This window comes from Enterobacter sp. WCHEn045836 (genome assembly GCF_003965585.1).
GTDB classification, from domain to species: Bacteria; Pseudomonadota; Gammaproteobacteria; order Enterobacterales; family Enterobacteriaceae; genus Enterobacter; species Enterobacter dissolvens.
Genome location: NZ_RXPT01000002.1, coordinates 55,692 through 76,350, shown reverse-complemented (window position 1 = coordinate 76,350; position 20,659 = coordinate 55,692). Strand labels below are relative to the sequence as shown.

The 20,659-nt window shown below is 56.4% G+C and carries 13 protein-coding genes; 8 read left to right on the top strand and 5 right to left on the bottom strand.

The genetic code is table 11. The annotated features are described in order from the left end of the window. Positions 1-125: 125 nt before the first annotated feature. Together lptG and lptF are read right to left on the bottom strand one after the other, a co-directional pair. A complete protein-coding gene (lptG, locus tag EKN38_RS02720) occupies positions 126-1,208 on the bottom strand; it encodes an LPS export ABC transporter permease LptG (RefSeq protein ID WP_126521627.1) in 1,083 nt (360 codons plus the stop codon). Then, the gene (gene lptF / locus EKN38_RS02715; protein WP_126521625.1) at positions 1,208-2,308 is read right to left on the bottom strand and encodes an LPS export ABC transporter permease LptF; all 1,101 of its coding nucleotides are present in this window, start codon (positions 2,306-2,308) and stop codon (positions 1,208-1,210) included. The genes lptG and lptF overlap by 1 nt, the downstream gene beginning before the upstream one ends. A 266-nt stretch (positions 2,309-2,574) precedes the next feature. On the opposite strand from lptF, the gene pepA reads away from it, so the two are divergent. The 5 genes from pepA (at position 2,575) to EKN38_RS02685 (ending at position 9,233) form a co-directional block, all read left to right on the top strand. Then, positions 2,575-4,086 (top strand): leucyl aminopeptidase, encoded by a 1,512-nt coding sequence (gene pepA / locus EKN38_RS02705; RefSeq protein WP_126521623.1) that lies wholly within the window; start codon positions 2,575-2,577, stop codon positions 4,084-4,086. Between the two features lie 118 nt (positions 4,087-4,204). After that, positions 4,205-4,648 carry a DNA polymerase III subunit chi gene (holC, locus tag EKN38_RS02700; protein WP_008502815.1) on the top strand — a complete coding sequence of 148 codons (444 nt, stop codon included), beginning with the start codon at positions 4,205-4,207 and terminating at the stop codon, positions 4,646-4,648. Then, entirely contained in the window at positions 4,648-7,503 is a 2,856-nt protein-coding gene (locus EKN38_RS02695) for a valine--tRNA ligase (RefSeq protein ID WP_014833463.1), read from the top strand. Before holC ends, EKN38_RS02695 begins: the two co-directional genes overlap by 1 nt. Before the next feature lie 123 nt (positions 7,504-7,626). After that, the gene (locus EKN38_RS02690; RefSeq protein WP_014833464.1) at positions 7,627-8,130 is read left to right on the top strand and encodes a GNAT family N-acetyltransferase; all 504 of its coding nucleotides are present in this window, start codon (positions 7,627-7,629) and stop codon (positions 8,128-8,130) included. Positions 8,131-8,213: 83 nt separating this feature from the next. Further along, positions 8,214-9,233: an NAD(P)-dependent alcohol dehydrogenase gene (locus EKN38_RS02685; RefSeq protein WP_014833465.1), complete on the top strand. Its 1,020-nt coding sequence runs from the start codon at positions 8,214-8,216 to the stop codon at positions 9,231-9,233. 92 nt (positions 9,234-9,325) lie between these two features. Here the strand turns inward: EKN38_RS02685 and EKN38_RS02680 are convergent, their stop codons facing one another. Continuing rightward, the gene (locus EKN38_RS02680; protein ID WP_126521621.1) at positions 9,326-10,972 is read right to left on the bottom strand and encodes a glycerone kinase; all 1,647 of its coding nucleotides are present in this window, start codon (positions 10,970-10,972) and stop codon (positions 9,326-9,328) included. A 137-nt stretch (positions 10,973-11,109) separates the two neighbouring features. On the opposite strand from EKN38_RS02680, the gene EKN38_RS02675 reads away from it, so the two are divergent. Continuing rightward, entirely contained in the window at positions 11,110-12,612 is a 1,503-nt protein-coding gene (locus EKN38_RS02675) for a helicase HerA-like C-terminal domain-containing protein (protein WP_014833467.1), read from the top strand. Here EKN38_RS02675 and EKN38_RS02670 read toward each other — a convergent pair. Continuing rightward, positions 12,592-13,533: a TIGR01212 family radical SAM protein gene (locus EKN38_RS02670; protein ID WP_126521749.1), complete on the bottom strand. Its 942-nt coding sequence runs from the start codon at positions 13,531-13,533 to the stop codon at positions 12,592-12,594. The two genes, EKN38_RS02675 and EKN38_RS02670, sit on opposite strands and share 21 nt — an antisense overlap. A 683-nt stretch (positions 13,534-14,216) precedes the next feature. Between EKN38_RS02670 and gltB the strand changes: the two genes are divergently transcribed. Then, positions 14,217-18,677, top strand: a complete 4,461-nt coding sequence (gene gltB, locus EKN38_RS02665; protein ID WP_014833469.1) for a glutamate synthase large subunit — start codon at positions 14,217-14,219, stop codon at positions 18,675-18,677. A 9-nt stretch (positions 18,678-18,686) separates the two neighbouring features. Beyond that, positions 18,687-20,105 (top strand): glutamate synthase subunit GltD, encoded by a 1,419-nt coding sequence (gene gltD, locus EKN38_RS02660; protein WP_014833470.1) that lies wholly within the window; start codon positions 18,687-18,689, stop codon positions 20,103-20,105. 33 nt (positions 20,106-20,138) lie between these two features. On the opposite strand, the gene nanQ is transcribed toward gltD, so the two are convergent. Next, the gene (gene nanQ, locus EKN38_RS02655; RefSeq protein ID WP_014833471.1) at positions 20,139-20,606 is read right to left on the bottom strand and encodes an N-acetylneuraminate anomerase; all 468 of its coding nucleotides are present in this window, start codon (positions 20,604-20,606) and stop codon (positions 20,139-20,141) included. Between the last annotated feature and the right edge of the window lie 53 nt (positions 20,607-20,659).

The following is a 20,659-nucleotide window of genomic DNA, read 5'->3' as shown; positions in this document are numbered from 1 at the left end:
TTCACGACTTTATCGCTCAATAATACTCAAATTCGCGGCGCGGCGTTGAAGGTTGTGAGAAAAAGTGCGGGGTGAAACAGGAGATTAGCCTCGCTCCCGGATAACCGGAAGCGAGGAGAGGACAATCAGGAGCGTTTCAGCAGCAGCCAGAGGCTGATCAGCAGGAAGCTGGCGCTCGGCAGCAGCGCACCAATAATCGGCGGGATGCCATAAACCAGCGTCAGCGGGCCGAAGATCTGATCGAGGACGTAGAATACAAAACCGAAGCTGATACCGGTGACCACACGAACACCCATCGGCACGCTACGTAACGGGCCGAAGATAAACGACAGGGCCATCAGCATCATCACCGCCACGGACATCGGCTGGAAGATTTTGCTCCACATGTTGAGCTGATAGCGTCCGGCATCCTGCCCGCTCGACTTCAGGTATTTCACATAGTTGTGCAATCCGCTGATGGAGAGTGCATCCGGATCCAGCGCCACGACACCCAGTTTGTCCGGCGTGAGGTTGGTTTTCCACGTCCCGGACACCGTCTGAGAACCAGTGATCTGTTTTGGATCTGTCAGGTCAGACTCGTCAACCTGGGATAACCGCCACTGCTTGTGTTCAGGGTCAAATTTCGCCGACGACGCATGACGTACAGACTGTAAACGACGCTGATCATTGAAGGCATAAATACTCACGCCGCCCAGTTCATCATCGCCTTTCACCCGTTCGATATAGACAAAGTTATGGCCGTCTTTCGCCCACAGCCCTTGCTGTGTCAAGAGCAGCGAACCACCGTACATCGCCTGCGCACGATAGTTACGCGCCATCTGCTCACCCTGCGGCGCCACCCACTCGCCAATTGCCATGGTTAACAGCACCAGCGGGATCGCGGTTTTCATGACTGACAACGCCACCTGCATACGGGTGAAGCCCGAAGCCTGCATCACTACCAGCTCGCTGCGTTGTGCCAGCATCCCCAGCCCCAGCAGCGCGCCCAACAGGGCGGCCATCGGGAAGAAAATCTGCACATCTTTTGGCACGCTGAGCAGGGTATACATCCCTGCGCCCAGCGCGTCGTAGCTCCCTTGCCCGGCTTTTTTCAACTGATCGACAAATTTGATAATGCCGGAGAGCGACACCAGCATGAACAACGTCATCATGATGGTGGTGAAAATGGTTTTACCGATATAGCGATCAAGAACGCCAAACGCCTGCATTAGATGGCTCCTTTACGCGAGAATCGGGCACGAAGGCGACGCACTGGCACCGTATCCCACAGGTTTAATCCCAGCGCCAGCAGGATGTACAAACTGTTGACGGCCCACGTCCAAACCATCGGATCCAGCTTGCCCTTAGCACCGTTGGAGCGAATCGAGGTCTGCAGCAGGAAGTAGATCAGGTACAGCAGCATCGCCGGCAGCATCGAGAGCACGCGTCCCTGACGCGGGTTCACCACACTCAGTGGAACGACGATCAATGCCATCATAAAGACGGTGAATACGAGAGTGACACGCCAGTGGAATTCCGCACGCGCACCGTCGTTGTTGGTATTCCACAGGGTGAGCATATCCATCTGATCGGTATCGCTTGGATCCAGCGCTACAGCCTGATGGCCGATAATGGCCTGATAGTTCTGGAAATCCGTAATACGGAAGTCACGGAGCATCGCGGTACCTTCAAAACGGGTGCCTTTATTCAGCGTCACGATTTGGGAACCATCTTTGCGCTGAGCAAGCTGGCCGGAGTCAGCCACGACAACCGACGGCCGCGCGTTTCCTTTGGTACGCAGCTGCGCAAGGAAGACGTCGTTGAATTTACTGCCGTCGACGCTCTCAATAAACAGCACCGAGTTACCGTCAGTCGCCTGCTGGAATTGCCCCTGCGCTAACGCCGCCATGCCAGGGTTCGCTTTCGCTTCAGCCAGCACTTCATCCTGATGACGAGAGGACATTGGGCCCGCCCACATCACATTCACCGCGGCGACGATCCCCGTGAACAGCGCCAGTATCATGGCGGCTTTCACCAGCACGGCCTTGCTCAGGCCGCAGGCATGCATCACCGTGATTTCACTCTCGGTGTAGAGCTTACCGAGCGTCATGAGCAGACCGAGGAAAAGACTTAGCGGCAGAATAAGCTGCGCCATTTCCGGGATCCCTAAACCAAGCAGGGAAAGCACCAGATTCGTTGGAATTTCGCCGTCAACGGCCGCACCGAGGATCTTAACCAGCTTCTGACAGAAAAAAATCAGCAACAGGATGAAGAGGATCGCCAGTTGGCTTTTGAGCGTCTCCCGCACCAGATATCTTATGATTATCACTTTAAATACGCCCGTAAAAACCCGTCTCTTTGCTGGAAAATCGCTTGTTTCATGGCTTAAACGTCATTTATTCTCTTGAGTCGTCGAAATCATCGCTAAGATTAAAACATCCGGCGGATTCACGCTTCAGGACTTTTTCTGACGTGTCGAAACCGTAATAACGTAAGATTAACACGAAGTCACCACAACAGCGGACTTGAGTTACGAAAGGTTTCAATTCTATCCGTAGCAGCCGCTGTTGTCTTTAAGATTCAGGAGCGTAGTGCATGGAGTTCAGTGTAAAAAGCGGTAGCCCGGAGAAACAGCGGAGTGCCTGCATCGTTGTGGGCGTCTTTGAACCACGCCGACTCTCCCCGATCGCCGAGCAACTCGATAAAATCAGTGACGGCTACATTAGCGCCCTGCTGCGCCGTGGCGAACTGGAAGGCAAACCTGGGCAGACGCTGTTGCTGCACCATGTTCCGAACGTGCTGTCCGAACGTATTCTGCTGATTGGCTGCGGCAAAGAACGCGAGCTGGATGAACGTCAGTATAAGCAGGTGATTCAGAAAACAATTAATACGCTGAATGATACCGGCTCTATGGAAGCCGTTTGCTTCCTGACTGAACTGCACGTCAAAGGCCGTAACACCTACTGGAAAGTGCGTCAGGCTGTCGAAACCGCAAAAGAGAGTCTGTACAGCTTCGATCAGCTCAAGACCAATAAAAGCGAGCCGCGTCGTCCGTTACGTAAAATGGTCTTTAACGTGCCAACCCGTCGCGAACTGACCAGCGGCGAGCGCGCTATCCAGCATGGTCTGGCGATTGCCGCCGGGATTAAAGCCGCAAAAGATTTAGGCAACATGCCGCCTAATATCTGTAACGCCGCCTATCTGGCCTCTCAGGCGCGCCAGCTGGCTGATTCCTACAGTAAAAATGTCATCACCCGCGTCATCGGCGAACAGCAGATGAAAGAGCTGGGTATGCACTCTTACCTGGCGGTTGGCAACGGTTCGCAGAACGAATCCCTGATGTCGGTCATCGAATACAAGGGCAATCCGTCTGAAGACGCGCGTCCAATTGTGCTGGTCGGTAAAGGCCTGACCTTCGACTCCGGTGGTATCTCCATCAAGCCTGCCGAAGGCATGGATGAGATGAAGTACGACATGTGTGGCGCAGCGGCCGTTTACGGCGTGATGCGTATGGTGGCTGAACTGCAGTTACCCATTAACGTTATCGGCGTCCTGGCTGGCTGCGAAAACATGCCTGGTGGACGTGCTTACCGTCCGGGTGACGTCCTGACCACCATGTCCGGCCAGACCGTTGAAGTGCTCAACACCGATGCCGAAGGCCGCCTGGTGCTGTGCGACGTGTTGACCTACGTTGAGCGCTTCGAACCTGAAGCGGTGATCGACGTGGCAACCCTGACCGGTGCCTGCGTCATCGCGCTCGGTCACCACATCACCGGCCTGATGTCGAACCACAACCCGCTGGCGCACGAGCTTATCGGCGCGTCCGAACAAGCCGGTGACCGTGCATGGCGCCTGCCATTGGGTGACGAATACCAGGAACAGCTGGAGTCTAACTTTGCGGATATGGCGAACATCGGTGGCCGTCCTGGTGGTGCCATCACCGCGGGCTGCTTCCTGGCACGCTTCACCCGCAAGTACAACTGGGCGCACCTGGATATTGCCGGCACCGCCTGGCGCTCCGGAAAAGCCAAAGGTGCGACCGGTCATCCGGTTGCGCTGCTGTCGCAGTTCCTGCTCAATCGCGCCGGATTTAATGGCGACGAGTGATGTAACAGCCGGGTGGAGGTTGCGCCTTACCCGGCCTACAACGCCACTCAACCGTAGGCCGGGTAAGCGGTAGCGCCACCCGGCTTTGCATTTGAATCCAAACTAAGAAGCCCCATATATGAAGAATGCAACGTTCTACCTTCTGGACAACGACACCCATCAGGATGGCCTCAGCGCCGTAGAACAGCTGGTGTGTGAAATTGCCGCAGAACGTTGGCGCGCAGGTAAACGTGTGCTCATTGCCTGTGAAGATGAACAACAGGCGATTCGCCTGGACGAAGCGCTGTGGGCCCGCCCGCCGGAGAGTTTTGTTCCGCATAACCTGTCTGGCGAAGGTCCGCGCGGCGGCGCACCGGTAGAGATAGCCTGGCCGCAAAAGCGCAACAGCAGCGCGCGCGATATTCTGATTAGCCTGCGGATAGATTTTGCAGATTTTGCCACCGCTTTCACAGAAGTGGTAGACTTTGTCCCTTACGAAGAATCCTTGAAACAACTGGCGCGCGAACGCTACAAAGCGTACCGCCTGGCTGGTTTTAACCTGAATACGGCAACCTGGAAATAATGGAAAAGACATATAACCCACGCGATATCGAACAGCCGCTTTACGAGCACTGGGAACAGCAGGGCTATTTCAAGCCTAACGGCGATGAAAGCAAAGAGTCCTTCTGCATCATGATCCCGCCGCCGAACGTCACCGGCAGTTTGCATATGGGTCATGCCTTCCAGCAGACCATCATGGATACCATGATCCGCTACCAGCGCATGCAGGGCAAAAACACCCTGTGGCAGGCGGGGACTGACCACGCGGGTATCGCGACCCAAATGGTGGTTGAGCGTAAGATTGCCGCTGAAGAGGGTAAAACCCGTCACGACTACGGCCGCGACGCCTTTATCGACAAAATCTGGCAGTGGAAAGCAGAATCTGGCGGCACCATTACCCGTCAGATGCGCCGTCTCGGTAACTCCGTAGACTGGGAGCGCGAGCGTTTCACCATGGACGAAGGCCTTTCCAACGCCGTGAAAGAAGTGTTCGTCCGTCTGTACAAAGAAGACCTGATTTACCGTGGCAAACGCCTGGTAAACTGGGATCCGAAACTGCGCACCGCCATCTCTGACCTGGAAGTGGAGAACCGCGAGTCTAAAGGCTCCATGTGGCACATCCGCTATCCGCTGGCCGACGGCGCGAAAACCGCAGACGGTAAAGATTACTTAGTGGTGGCGACCACCCGTCCGGAAACCCTGCTGGGCGATACCGGCGTGGCCGTTAACCCGGAAGATCCGCGTTATAAAGATCTGATTGGCAAATTCGTGGTGCTGCCGCTGGTGAATCGCCGCATTCCGATTGTGGGCGATGAACACGCCGACATGGAAAAAGGCACCGGCTGCGTGAAGATCACCCCGGCACACGACTTCAACGACTACGAAGTAGGTCGTCGTCACGCCCTGCCAATGATCAACATTCTGACCTTCGACGGTGATATCCGCGAAAGCGCAGAAGTGTATGACACCAAAGGCAACGAATCCGACGTTTACTCAAGCGACATCCCGGCTGAGTTCCAGAAGCTGGAACGCTTTGCCGCGCGTAAAGCAATTGTGGCTGCCGTTGACGCCCTCGGCCTGCTGGAAGAGATTAAACCTCACGATCTGACCGTGCCGTACGGCGACCGCGGCGGTGTGGTTATCGAGCCAATGCTGACCGACCAGTGGTACGTGCGTGCCGACGTGCTGGCAAAACCGGCTGTTGAAGCGGTTGAAAACGGCAGCATTCAGTTCGTGCCAAAACAGTACGAAAACATGTACTTCTCCTGGATGCGCGATATTCAGGACTGGTGTATCTCCCGTCAGCTGTGGTGGGGTCACCGTATCCCGGCATGGTACGACAACGAAGGCAACGTGTACGTTGGCCGCAGTGAAGATGAAGTGCGTCAGGAAAACAACCTGAGCGCGGATGTTGCCCTGCGTCAGGACGAAGACGTGCTGGATACCTGGTTCTCCTCCGCGCTGTGGACCTTCTCCACCCTCGGCTGGCCAGAGAACACCGACGCGCTGCGTCAGTTCCACCCAACCAGCGTGATGGTCTCCGGCTTCGATATTATCTTCTTCTGGATTGCCCGCATGATCATGATGACCATGCACTTCATCAAAGATGAAAACGGCAAGCCACAGGTTCCGTTCCATACCGTCTATATGACCGGTCTTATCCGTGACGATGAAGGCCAGAAGATGTCCAAATCCAAGGGCAACGTCATTGACCCGCTGGACATGGTTGATGGTATCTCCCTGGAAGAGCTGCTGGAAAAACGTACCGGCAACATGATGCAGCCGCAGCTGGCAGAGAAGATCCGCAAACGCACCGAGAAACAGTTCCCGAACGGGATTGAATCTCACGGTACCGACGCCCTGCGTTTCACCCTGGCAGCGCTGGCCTCCACCGGTCGCGATATCAACTGGGACATGAAGCGTCTGGAAGGTTACCGTAACTTCTGTAACAAACTGTGGAACGCCAGCCGCTTCGTGCTGATGAACACCGAAGATCAGGATTGCGGCTTCAACGGCGGCGAGATGATCTTGTCTCTGGCCGATCGCTGGATCCTGGCCGAGTTCAACCAGACGGTGAAAGCGTTCCGCGAGGCGCTGGACAGCTACCGCTTCGACATCGCGGCGGGCATTCTGTACGAATTCACCTGGAACCAGTTCTGTGACTGGTATCTGGAGCTGGCGAAGCCGGTCATGAACGGTGGAACGGAGGCGGAACTGCGCGGTACGCGTAACACGCTGATTACCGTGCTGGAAGGTCTGCTGCGTCTGGCGCATCCGGTCATTCCATTTATCACCGAAACCATCTGGCAGCGTGTGAAAGTGATTGCGGGTATCAACGCCGACACCATTATGCTGCAGCCGTTCCCGGAATTCGATGCCGCTAAAGTGGATGAAGCTGCCTCAGCGGATACCGAGTGGCTGAAGCAGGCGATCGTCGCTGTACGTAACATCCGTGCAGAAATGAACATCGCCCCGGGCAAACCACTGGAACTGCTCCTGCGCGGTTGCAGCGACGCGGCTGTTCGTCGTGTCACCGAGAACAACACCTTCCTGAAAACCATGGCGCGTCTGGAAAGCATCACCGTGCTGCCAGCCGATGACAAAGGTCCGGTCTCTGTGACAAAAATCATCGATGGCGCTGAGCTGCTGATCCCAATGGCGGGTCTTGTCGACAAAGATGCCGAGCTGGCTCGTCTGGCGAAAGAAGTGGCCAAAGTCGACGTGGAAATTGGCAAAATCGAAAGCAAACTGGCGAACGAAGGCTTTGTCGCCCGCGCGCCGGAAGCGGTCATCGCCAAAGAGCGTGAACGCCTGGTTGCTTTCGCCGATGCGAAAACCAAGCTGATTGAGCAGCAGGCGGTTATTGCGGCCCTGTAATGCTTTTACCCCTTACGCTTCAGGGCGTAAGGGGTACTCTTCCTGAAAACTCCTCGCTTGCACTCCCCTTTCTGCGGTGCTATTAACAGCAGTTGTGTGTCAATTTTTGTCATGAGTAATGCTATGAGCGTGATTACCCCCGTCGCGACGACGATGCGTCGGATCACTGAGCAGGACAACCCGGCGATTGCCGCCGTTATCCGCACCGTCTCTGCCGAGTATGGCCTGACGGCCGATAAAGGCTATACGGTTGCCGACCCGAATCTGGATGAGCTGTTTCAGCTGTACAGCCAGCCAGGCCACGCCTATTGGGTTATTGAGCAGAATGGCCGGGTGGTAGGCGGCGGCGGCGTTGCACCGCTCAGCTGCAGCGAGCCGGATATCTGCGAATTGCAGAAAATGTATTTCCTGCCATCAGTTCGCGGGCAAGGCCTGGCGAAAAAACTGGCGCTGGTTGCACTCGAACATGCCCGCAATCAGGGTTTTACACGCTGCTACCTCGAAACAACCGCCTTCCTCAAAGAGGCCATCGGCCTGTATGAACATCTGGGCTTTCAGCATATCGATGCGCCGCTGGGCTGTACCGGCCACGTCGATTGCGAAGTCAGGATGCTGAAAGCGCTGTAAATTTTGTTCCCGCCCTCTTCTGTTAAGCGATGGTTAACTGAATGCTCTACACTCTCAGTTCACACCACAACGGGGGAAACACGATGTCGAAGATAAAAAGCTACGCCGCACCGCAGGCGGGTGCAGAACTTGAGCTGTACGAGTACGATGCGGGCGAACTAAAAGCAGAAGACGTCGAAGTACAGGTTGATTACTGCGGGATCTGCCACTCGGATCTCTCCATGATCGACAACGAATGGGGCTTTTCAAGCTATCCACTGGTCGCCGGACACGAGGTCATTGGCCGCGTCGTGGCGCTCGGTAGCACTGCGCAGGACAAAGGCCTGAAAGTAGGCCAGCGCGTGGGTATTGGCTGGACGGCACGCAGCTGCGGTCATTGCGACGCCTGTATCAGCGGTAACCAGATCAACTGCCTTGAAGGCGCCGTGCCAACCATCCTCAACAAGGGCGGTTTTGCCGATAAACTGCGCGCCGACTGGCAATGGGTCATTCCGCTGCCGGACAGCATTGATATCGAATCCGCAGGCCCGCTGCTGTGCGGCGGGATTACCGTGTTTAAACCGCTGCTGATGCACCATATTACTGCCACCAGCCGTGTGGGCGTGATTGGCATCGGGGGTCTGGGTCATATCGCCATCAAGCTGCTGCACGCAATGGGCTGTGAAGTAACGGCGTTCAGTTCTAACCCGGCGAAAGAGCAAGAAGTGCTGGCGATGGGGGCGGATAAAGTGGTGAACAGCCGCGATCCGGAAGCCCTGAACGCGCTGGCAGGTCAATTCGATCTGATCATTAACACCGTTAATGTCGATCTCGACTGGCAGCCGTACTTTGAAGCGCTGGCCTACGGCGGTAACTTCCATACGGTGGGTGCCGTGCTGAAGCCGCTACCGGTTCCGGCATTTACCCTGATCGGCGGGGATCGCAGCGTGTCCGGCTCTGCAACCGGTACGCCGTACGAGTTGCGCAAACTGATGAAGTTCGCCGGGCGCACGAAAGTGTCTCCCACCACCGAACTCTATCCGATGTCGAAAATCAACGAAGCTATTCAGCACGTGCGTGACGGCAAAGCCCGTTATCGCGTGGTGTTGAAAGCGGATTTTTGATGTGATTGTGCCGGGGTATGTGTGGCCTGATGCCCTCACCCCAACCCTCTCCCACGGGGAGAGGGCGCAAACACTAAAAACGGTAACGGTTGTTACCGTTTTGCTTCTACCATGGCCTTAAACACCTCTGCCACCGCGACCGCCCCCGGATCCATTACCCCATCAAGATTCTCTTTATTCACATACGACGAGCGCCCCGCACCTGCTTTGCCCATTCTGGCCGTTGCCTCTGCGCCCTGCTGTGCCGCCTGCGCTGCTGCCTTAAGATCCCCTTTCTGTAATGCCTCCAGCGCCGGTTGCAGCGCGTCGATCAGTGTGCGATCGCCAAGATCGGCCCCGCCATACTGCTTCATTTGTGCCAGCCCGCTCAGCAAGGCATCCGCAAGCGATTGTCCGTCATGCAGCTTTTGCCCGGCCGCCGTGAAGAAGATCGACATTAATACGCCGCTCGATCCGCCCATCACCGTTGCCAGCCGCTCCCCCACCAGCAGGAGTAATGTCGACACATCGTTAAGGGGCAGGTTGTTCTCCTCCAGACGCTGCGCAATCTCCCGCGCCCCTTGCGCAAAGGTGGATCCGGTATCGCCATCCCCCACTTTCGCATCCAGCGCGTTAAGACGGTTTTCCAGTCGAATCAGGGTGTTTGTCGCCACAGAGACATACTCGCCCACCTGCGGATTCGCGGACGGGGTAAACTCCACGCGGTCGTGGATCGCGCTATGCTCCTGGGTCCGCAACGGTGCAAACGCCACCGGCTTCTGCCAGCCCAGCGTCTCCACCTCTTCATGAAGGGCTTTCTCGAACAGATCGTTCAGCTTCAGCAGCGTCAGCGAAAAGCCCTTCATATCCAGGGCGCTCACCAGTGGTGCCGGGCCAATCAGGTACGCAATGTTCTCTTTCAGGGCCGAGTGCGCCAGCTCTTTGGTGAGCAGAGCCATCTCAAGCGCTGATACCCCACCCAGGTTATTGATTAACACTGCGAAGCGCCCGTCTCCGGCCTGAGTCTTAAGCGGCGTCACCAGCGTGTCGATAATCGCTTTGCTGTTCTGCGTATCCACGACGGAAGCCCCCGGCTCACCATGAATGCCCAGACCCAGCTCGACATGGCCTTGCTTAATGCGCCCTTCTTCCTCGTCGCTTCCCGGCAAATTACACGTTTGCATCGCAACGCCCAGGCTCCAGAGGTTATCGCAGGCCTGTTGCGCAATATCACGCACTTCACTTAGCGATTTTCCATGCTCTGCGGCATAACCCGCGATCTTATGAACCAGCGCCGTACCGGCAATGCCGCGCGGCTGTTTGTTGTCCGGCAGCGCAATATCGTCTGCCACAATCACCATCTCCACCTTCAGGCCGTAGCGTTTAGCCTTTTCTGCCGCCAGGCCAAAGTTCAGGCGGTCACCGGTGTAGTTTTTAACGATCAGCAGGCAGCCACGGTCGCCCGTTACCGCCACAATGGCATTCAGCACCGCATCCACGCTCGGCGAGGCGAACAGGTCGCCACAGACCGCCGCCGTGAGCATCCCTTTACCAACAAACCCGGCATGTGCCGGTTCATGCCCTGAGCCGCCACCGGAGATCACCGCCACGCGGCTCTTGTCACAGTCGCTGCGCGCCACAATGCGAATGGCGGGATCAACATCGAGCTTGACGAGATTGCCGTGCGGAGCAGAAATCAGAATGCCTTCAATAGCATCGTTGACCAGTTGTTTGCGATTATTAAAAAAGAATCTGGACATACATTCCCAACATGTTGTGAACCGTATGCAAAAGCATAGTCCGCGCTGGGTAATACGCCGCAAAGTAAGGAATTTTTACCGCCATTTTGCCGTCAGGTTGCCTATACTCCACCGAGGACTAAGAGAGGATGAGTATCATGAGTACACCATTGTTGATTGCCAGGACGCTGGAGAAAGAGCTGTTTTTACTGCCTGCGATGGCGAACCGTCACGGCCTGATCACCGGTGCCACCGGGACAGGGAAAACCGTGACCCTGCAGAAGCTGGCCGAATCGCTCTCTGAGATTGGCGTGCCGGTCTTTATGGCCGATGTAAAAGGCGATTTAACCGGTGTGGCTCAGGAGGGGACTCCGTCCGAGAAACTGATTGAGCGCCTGAAAAATATCGGCGTCAATGACTGGACGCCCCACAACAACCCGGTTGTTGTCTGGGATATTTTTGGTGAGAAAGGTCATCCGGTACGAGCCACCGTCTCCGATCTTGGCCCGCTGCTGCTGGCCCGTCTCCTGAACCTCAACGATGTCCAGTCCGGGGTGTTGAACATCATCTTCCGTATTGCCGATGACCAGGGGCTGCTGCTGCTTGATTTCAAAGATCTGCGCGCCATTACCCAGTACATCGGCGATAACGCTAAATCTTTCCAGAACCAGTACGGCAACATCAGCAGTGCCTCAGTAGGGGCTATTCAGCGCGGGTTACTGACGCTGGAGCAACAGGGGGCAGAACATTTCTTCGGCGAGCCGATGCTGGATATCAAAGACTGGATGCGCACCGACAGCAGCGGCAAGGGCATCATTAATATCCTGAGTTCAGAGAAGCTCTACCAGATGCCGAAACTCTACGCCGCCAGCCTGCTGTGGATGCTCTCTGAACTTTACGAACAGCTGCCAGAGGCGGGCGACCTTGAGAAGCCGAAGCTGGTGTTCTTCTTTGATGAAGCGCACCTGCTGTTTAACGACGCACCGCAGGTGCTGCTGGACAAGATCGAGCAGGTTATCCGCCTGATCCGCTCCAAAGGCGTCGGCGTCTGGTTTGTCTCGCAAAACCCGTCGGATATCCCCGATAACGTACTGGGACAACTCGGTAACCGCGTCCAGCACGCCCTGCGCGCCTTTACGCCAAAAGATCAGAAAGCCGTCAAAGCTGCCGCACAAACCATGCGCGCGAATCCGGACTTTAATACCGAAGCGGCGATCCAGGCGCTGGGCACCGGTGAAGCGCTGATTTCGTTCCTTGATGCCAAGGGCAGCCCGTCCATTGTGGAACGTGCCATGGTGATTGCCCCTTGCTCGCGGATGGGACCGGTGACAGACGATGAGCGCAATGCCCTGATTAACCACTCCCCGGTTTACGGGAAATACGAAGACGAAGTGGATCGTGAATCTGCCTTCGAGATGCTACAAAAAGGCGTACAGGCCACCACCGAATCGCAGGATGCGCCTCCTGCCAAAGGCCAGTCAGTCGCGGTGGATGACGGCATTCTGGGTGGGCTGAAAGACATTTTGTTTGGCAGCACCGGGCCGCGCGGCGGCAAGCGCGATGGCGTTGTACAGACGATGGCGAAAAGCGCCGCGCGGCAGGTCACGAATCAGATTGTGCGCGGCATGCTGGGGAGTTTGTTAGGCGGTCGCCGTCGGTAGCGGGGCAACCCACGGTCTTCCCAGCGCCGATCCTTGCACACCGTGCTCATGCAGATAGCGGTCAATTTCCACCATCCCCGTCCAACGGTTCTCACACCACAGCGGTGCCAGAAGCGTTGGACGGCGGGCGCTGGCGGAGATGCGGTGGTAGACAATCTCGGGCGGCGTATGGCGGATCATCTCCCCTGCCGTTTCCGTATACTCATCAAGTGGAATGCCGTTTAATCGTCCGGCTTGCCACGCTTTGGCCATAATGCTGCCCTGGACGATATGCAGCGGGTGCAGCTTGATCCCGTCTACGCCCGTTTCAACGACTTTTTCCAGCGTCTCCAGGCCATGCTGCAGCCCTTCGCCCGGCAGACCGGCAATCAGATGCGAGCAGACCTTCAACCCGCGCTCGCGCGCCAGGCGAGTGGTGCGCTGATAGCAGGCAAAATCATGCCCACGGTTAATACGATGCAACGTTTTGTCATGAGCCGTTTGCAAACCCAGTTCCAGCCAGATCTCGTACCCTTGATCCTGGTACTCGCTGAGTAGATCCAGCACCGCGTCCGGCACGCAGTCCGGTCGCGTGCCTACGCACAACCCCACAATATTGGCCTGGCTGACCGCCTGCTGATACAGGGAACGCAGCACCTGCACTTCCGCCCATGTGCTGGTGTAGGCCTGAAAATAGGCCAGATACTGCTTTGCCCGGTTCACAAGACGGGCCTGATGCGCGAGCTGTTCCGCGATAGATTTATGCTGCAGCGCTTCGTCCGCAAACGAAGCCACGTTGCAGAACGTACAGCCACCACGTCCGAGAGTGCCATCGCGGTTCGGGCAGCTAAAACCGCCATGCAGCGTCAGCTTGTGAACCTTTTGCCCGTAGCGCTGCAAAAGATCCCCACCAAACATATTGACTAATTTCTGTAACTGCATAATCTGATAGACCGTCCCGAAGAAAGGGGACAAGCCTGCCATTTTTAGCCACCGTCGGCGATGACCTGGATCAATCGCCCTGGATGGCCATTATCCTCATGAATAAATACTCAAGATTACTGCAATTTCATTCACGCCAGACGTGATTACTTTTCCTTATGTTCTGATTGTTTTTTTCATTTATCACGCCAGCATTGAAAAACAGTGTCTTTATGCGGGTTTAAACTCCATGACAGCGTATTATTCTGCTAAAAAACCGCTATTCAGCACGCTGCATCGATAATACCGCTTTCATATAGTGAGTCAGATCACACTCCTCGGCGACTTCCCCGGGCGCCAGGTGGTTGTAAAAATAGTTAAATACCTTTTACATACAATAACATAACTTATCTTTAGCACATTTTTGTATAAATAAGATTGCCATTTGACCTGTGTACCAATTCCCGATAAGTTGGAAATCCGCTGGAAGCTTTCTGGATGAGCGGCCTGCTCATCATATTTATGCAGTAATTGAGATTTCCCTCTGAAGCAAGTCCTCAAACTTGTTTACCTGCGCGAAAGGATGAAAAAGAGGGCGAATGCGAGGTCCGCGTATGAAACGCAAACCCCGTCGCCATGCTCTTTCTGTGCCTGTGCGCCACGGTTCAGTGGGAAGCCCGACGAGCCTGGGGAGGTTCACTGATATGTTGTACGATAAATCCCTTGAGAAGGATAACTGTGGTTTCGGCCTGATCGCCCACATAGAAGGCGAACCTAGCCACAAGGTAGTGCGTACTGCTATTCACGCACTGGCCCGTATGCAGCACCGTGGTGCCATCCTTGCCGATGGTAAAACCGGCGACGGTTGCGGTCTGCTGCTGCAAAAACCGGATCGTTTCTTCCGTATCGTAGCGGAAGAGCGCGGCTGGCGTTTAGCCAAAAACTACGCTGTCGGTATGCTGTTCCTGAATCAGGATCCTGAAAAAGCTGCCGCCTCACGCCGCATCGTCGAAGAAGAACTTCAGCGTGAAACCCTGTCTATTGTCGGCTGGCGCGATGTGCCAACCAACGAAGGGGTGCTCGGTGAAATCGCCCTCTCCTCGCTGCCTCGTATTGAACAGATTTTTGTTAATGCGCCTGCGGGCTGGCGTCCACGTGATATGGAACGCCGTCTGTTTATCGCTCGCCGCCGCATTGAAAAACGTCTCCAGGACGATAAAGAGTTCTACGTCTGTAGCCTCTCGAATCTGGTGAACATTTATAAAGGTCTGTGTATGCCGGCTGACCTGCCGCGCTTCTACCTGGACCTGGCGGATCTGCGTCTGGAATCGGCCATTTGCCTGTTCCACCAGCGCTTCTCCACCAACACCGTGCCACGCTGGCCGCTGGCACAGCCGTTCCGCTATCTGGCGCACAACGGTGAGATCAACACCATCACCGGTAACCGCCAGTGGGCACGCGCCCGTACCTATAAGTTCCAGACCCCACTGATCCCGGACCTGCACGATGCCGCGCCGTTCGTTAACGAAACCGGCTCTGACTCCAGCTCGATGGATAACATGCTGGAACTGCTGCTGGCAGGCGGCATGGATATTGTTCGTGCCATGCGTCTGCTGGTGCCACCAGCCTGGCAGAACAACCCGGATATGGATCCGGAGCTGCGCGCCTTCTTCGATTTTAACTCCATGCACATGGAGCCGTGGGATGGTCCGGCGGGCATCGTCATGTCCGACGGTCGTTTTGCCGCCTGTAACCTGGACCGTAACGGCCTGCGTCCGGCGCGCTATGTCATCACCAAAGATAAGCTCATCACCTGTGCCTCTGAAGTCGGTATCTGGGATTACCAGCCTGACGAAGTGGTTGAGAAAGGCCGCGTTGGCCCGGGCGAGCTGATGGTTATCGATACCCGCGGTGGACGTATTCTGCACTCCGCTGAAACCGACCACGACCTGAAGAGCCGCCATCCATACAAAGAGTGGATGGAGAAAAACGTGCGCCGTCTGGTGCCGTTCGAAGATCTGCCGGATGAAGAAGTGGGCAGCCGCGAACTGGACGACGATACGCTGGCGAGTTTCCAGAAACAATTTAACTACAGCGCGGAAGAGCTGGACTCCGTCATCCGCGTACTGGGTGAAAACGGCCAGGAAGCGGTCGGCTCCATGGGTGACGATACCCCGTTTGCCGTGCTCTCCAGCCAGCCGCGTGTAATTTATGACTACTTCCGTCAACAGTTTGCGCAGGTGACCAACCCGCCAATCGATCCGCTGCGTGAAGCACACGTCATGTCATTGGCTACCAGTATTGGTCGCGAGATGAACGTTTTCTGCGAAGCTGAAGGCCAGGCCCACCGCCTGACCTTTAAATCGCCGATCCTGCTCTACTCCGATTTCAAACAGCTCACCACGCTGAAAGAGGATCACTACCGCGCCGACACGCTCGATATCACCTTCGACGTGACTGAAGCGAGCCTCGAAGAGACGGTGAACGCGCTGTGTGACAAAGCTGAACAGATGGTACGTAACGGTACCGTTCTGCTGGTGCTGTCTGACCGTAATATCGCGAAGAACCGCCTGCCGGTGCCTGCGCCGATGGCGGTGGGTGCTATCCAGACGCGTCTGGTCGATAAGAGCCTGCGCTGCGACGCCAACATCATTGTTGAAACCGCAAGCGCACGCGACCCACACCACTTTGCCGTACTGTTAGGTTTTGGTGCGACGGCGATTTATCCATACCTGGCCTACGAAACGCTGGCACGTCTGGTCGATACCCGCGCGATCGACAAAGACTACCGTGCAGTGATGCTGAACTACCGTAACGGCATCAACAAAGGCCTGTATAAGATCATGTCCAAAATGGGCATCTCGACCATTGCCTCCTACCGTTGCTCGAAGCTGTTTGAAGCGGTTGGTCTGCATAATGAGGTCGCAAATCTCTGCTTCCAGGGCGTGGTCAGCCGTATCGGCGGAGCCGGTTTTGCCGACTTCCAGCAGGATCTGGTGAACCTGTCGAAACGCGCCTGGCTGGCACGTAAGCCGCTGGAGCAAGGCGGTCTGCTGAAATACGTTCACGGTGGCGAATATCACGCCTACAACCCGGACGTGGTGCGCACGCTGCAACAGGCCGTTCAGAGCGGCGAGTACAGCGATTATCAGCAGTATGCAAAACTGGTTAACGAGCGCCCGGCGGCCACGCTGCGCGACCTGCTGGCGCTGAATCCGGGTGATGAAGCAGTCAGCATTAACGAGGTGGAGCCGGCGTCTGAGCTGTTCAAACGCTTCGACACCGCCGCGATGTCCATCGGTGCATTGAGCCCGGAAGCCCACGAGGCGCTGGCCGAAGCGATGAACAGCATCGGCGGTAACTCTAACTCCGGTGAAGGCGGTGAAGATCCTGCCCGCTACGGCACCAATAAAGTGTCCCGTATCAAGCAGGTGGCATCTGGTCGCTTTGGCGTAACGCCAGCGTACCTGGTCAACGCTGACGTCATTCAGATTAAAGTCGCTCAGGGTGCGAAACCGGGCGAAGGCGGTCAGCTGCCGGGTGATAAAGTCACCCCGTACATCGCCAAACTGCGCTATTCCGTACCGGGCGTGACGCTGATCTCCCCGCCGCCGCACCACGATATCTACTCTATCGAGGACTTAGCGCAGCTGATTTTCGACCTGAAACAGGTCAACCCGAAAGCGATGATCTCCGTGAAGCTGGTTTCCGAACCGGGCGTCGGCACCATCGCTACCGGCGTGGCGAAAGCCTATGCGGATCTCATCACCATCGCCGGTTATGACGGCGGTACCGGCGCAAGCCCGCTCTCCTCCGTGAAATACGCGGGCTGCCCGTGGGAGCTTGGCCTGGTGGAAACCCAACAGGCGCTGGTGGCGAACGGTCTGCGTCATAAGATCCGTCTGCAGGTGGATGGCGGCCTGAAAACCGGCCTCGACATCATCAAAGCGGCGATTCTGGGTGCGGAAAGCTTTGGCTTTGGTACCGGCCCGATGGTTGCGCTGGGCTGTAAATACCTGCGTATTTGCCACCTGAACAACTGTGCGACCGGTGTGGCAACCCAGGATGAGAAACTGCGTAAGAACCACTATCACGGCCTGCCGTTCAAAGTGACGAACTACTTTGACTTTATCGCCCGCGAAACCCGCGAGCTGATGGCGCAACTGGGCGTGAAGCGTCTGGTGGATCTGATTGGCCGTACCGACCTGCTGAAAGAGCTGGACGGTTTCACTGCCAAACAGCAGAAACTGGATCTCGGCAAGCTGCTGGAAACGGCCGAGCCGCATCCGGGTAAAGCGGTCTACTGCACCGAGAATAACCCGCCGTTCGACAATGGCGTGCTGAACGCGCAGCTGCTGCAGCAGGCAAAGCCGTATGTAGATGAGAAGCAGAGCAAAACGTTCTGGTTTGATATCCGCAACACCGACCGCTCTGTGGGCGCGTCGCTCTCTGGTTACATCGCGCAAACACATGGCGACCAGGGGCTGGCAGCGGATCCGATCACCGCGCACTTCAGCGGTACGGCGGGTCAAAGCTTCGGCGTGTGGAACGCCGGCGGCGTTGAGCTGTACCTGACTGGCGATGCCAACGACTACGTCGGTAAAGGCATGGCGGGGGGTCTGCTGGCCGTGCGTCCTCCGGTGGGCTCAGCGTTCCGCAGTCACGAAGCGAGCATCATCGGTAACACCTGTCTGTATGGAGCAACCGGCGGTCGTCTGTTTGCCGCGGGCCGTGCGGGTGAGCGTTTTGCGGTGCGTAACTCCGGTGCCATCACCGTGGTGGAAGGCATTGGCGATAACGGCTGTGAATACATGACGGGCGGGATTGTGTGCGTGCTGGGTAAAACCGGCGTGAACTTTGGCGCAGGCATGACAGGTGGTTTTGCTTACGTCCTGGATGAAGACGGCGAGTTCCGCAAACGCGTGAACCCGGAACTGGTGGAAGTGCTGGACGTTGATACGCTGGCGATCCACGAAGAACACCTGCGCGGTTTGATTACCGAACACGTGCAGCATACCGGTTCTTCGCGCGGCGAAGAGATCCTGGCGAACTGGCCGGCGTTCTCTGCGAAATTCGCGCTGGTTAAACCGAAGTCCAGCGATGTTAAAGCCCTGTTGGGTCACCGTAGTCGTAGCGCAGCAGAGCTGCGTGTGCAGGCGCAGTAAGGAATTCAGATGAGCCAGAACGTATACCAGTTTATAGACCTGCAGCGTGTTGATCCGCCAAAGAAACCGCTGAAGATCCGTAAAATTGAATTTGTAGAAATCTATGAGCCGTTTTCAGAAGGCCAGGCCAAAGCACAGGCAGACCGCTGCCTGTCCTGCGGTAACCCTTACTGTGAGTGGAAATGTCCGGTCCATAACTACATCCCGAACTGGCTGAAGCTGGCCAACGAAGGGCGTATTTTCGAAGCCGCTGAGCTTTCTCACCAGACCAACACCCTGCCGGAAGTGTGCGGCCGCGTGTGCCCGCAGGACCGTCTGTGTGAAGGCTCCTGTACGCTGAATGATGAGTTTGGCGCAGTGACCATCGGTAACATTGAGCGCTACATCAACGATAAAGCGTTTGAGATGGGCTGGCGTCCGGATATGACCGGCGTGAAGCAAACCGACAAGCGCGTGGCGATTATCGGTGCAGGCCCGGCGGGCCTGGCCTGTGCAGATGTCCTGACCCGTAACGGCGTGAAGGCGGTGGTCTTTGACCGTCATCCGGAGATCGGCGGCCTGCTGACCTTCGGTATCCCGGCCTTTAAGCTGGAGAAAGAGGTGATGACCCGCCGCCGTGAAATCTTCACCGGCATGGGCATTGAGTTCAAACTGAATGTGGAAGTGGGCCGCGACGTGCAGCTCGACGATCTGCTGAAAGATTACGACGCCGTGTTCCTCGGCGTGGGCACCTATCAGTCCATGCGTGGTGGGCTGGAGAACGAAGACGCGCCGGGCGTCTACGACGCGCTGCCGTTCCTGATTGCCAACACCAAGCAGATCATGGGTTATGGCGAAACGGCTGATGAGCCTTTCGTCAGTATGGAAGGCAAACGCGTGGTGGTGCTGGGCGGCGGTGATACCGCGATGGACTGCGTGCGTACCTCCATTCGCCAGAACGCGGCGCACGTGATCTGTGCTTACCGTCGTGACGAAGAAAACATGCCAGGCTCCAAACGCGAAGTGAAAAACGCGCGTGAAGAGGGTGTGGAGTTCCAGTTCAACATCCAGCCTCTGGGTATTGAAGTGAATGCCAACGGCAAGGTGAGCGGCGTGAAGATGGCGCGTACCGAGATGGGTGCGCCGGATGCCAAAGGCCGTCGTCGTGCGGAGATCGTGGCTGGCTCTGAGCATGTGATCCCGGCCGATGCCGTAGTGATGGCGTTCGGTTTCCGCCCTCACAGCATGGAGTGGCTGGCGAAACACAGCGTTGAGCTGGATTCACAGGGTCGCATTATCGCGCCAGAAGGCAGTGACAATGCGTTCCAGACCAGCAACCCGAAAATCTTTGCCGGTGGTGATATCGTTCGTGGCTCTGACCTGGTGGTCACAGCGATTGCCGAAGGGCGTAAGGCGGCAGACGGTATACTGAACTATCTGGAAGTGTAAAAACGAGCCGGATGGATAACCATCCGGCTTTTTTTATGCGGTTAACAGGCTGGCACGCACTTTCACCACGACCTTTTTTATTTCTCTCGCCGATTCGGTAATACACCCCGGTTTATGCGGTTCCCCCGGCATAAACACCACGAACATACCCGGTCTCAGAATGACGAATTGCTCCCCTTCAATGCGCCTGCAAAGCTGATAATCTTCGGCGTTATGCATTTCCTCGCACTCACGCGCAGAGCCGGTAACACCAAACAGAATGCGCTCTTCTCCGGCTAGCAACAGCTGGATATCGATATATTGCGCGTGCAGTTCTGCCTTTTTCTGTTCCGGCGTCTGCGTGTCAAACTGCATAACATTCATAAAGATATCGTTGCCCGGCAGTTCGTAGTGGCCCGGCGCCTTCTCCTGAGGTCGGGCAGCAACCGCCAGCGAGAGGGCGTTTGCCAGGACAGAAGGCAACCCGGAAGACGCCATTGACCGCAGTTCTCCCAAAATCATAATGTGTCTCCTGGTACTAACAGAGCCGCGGCGAGCATTGTTGCGCCAGTATC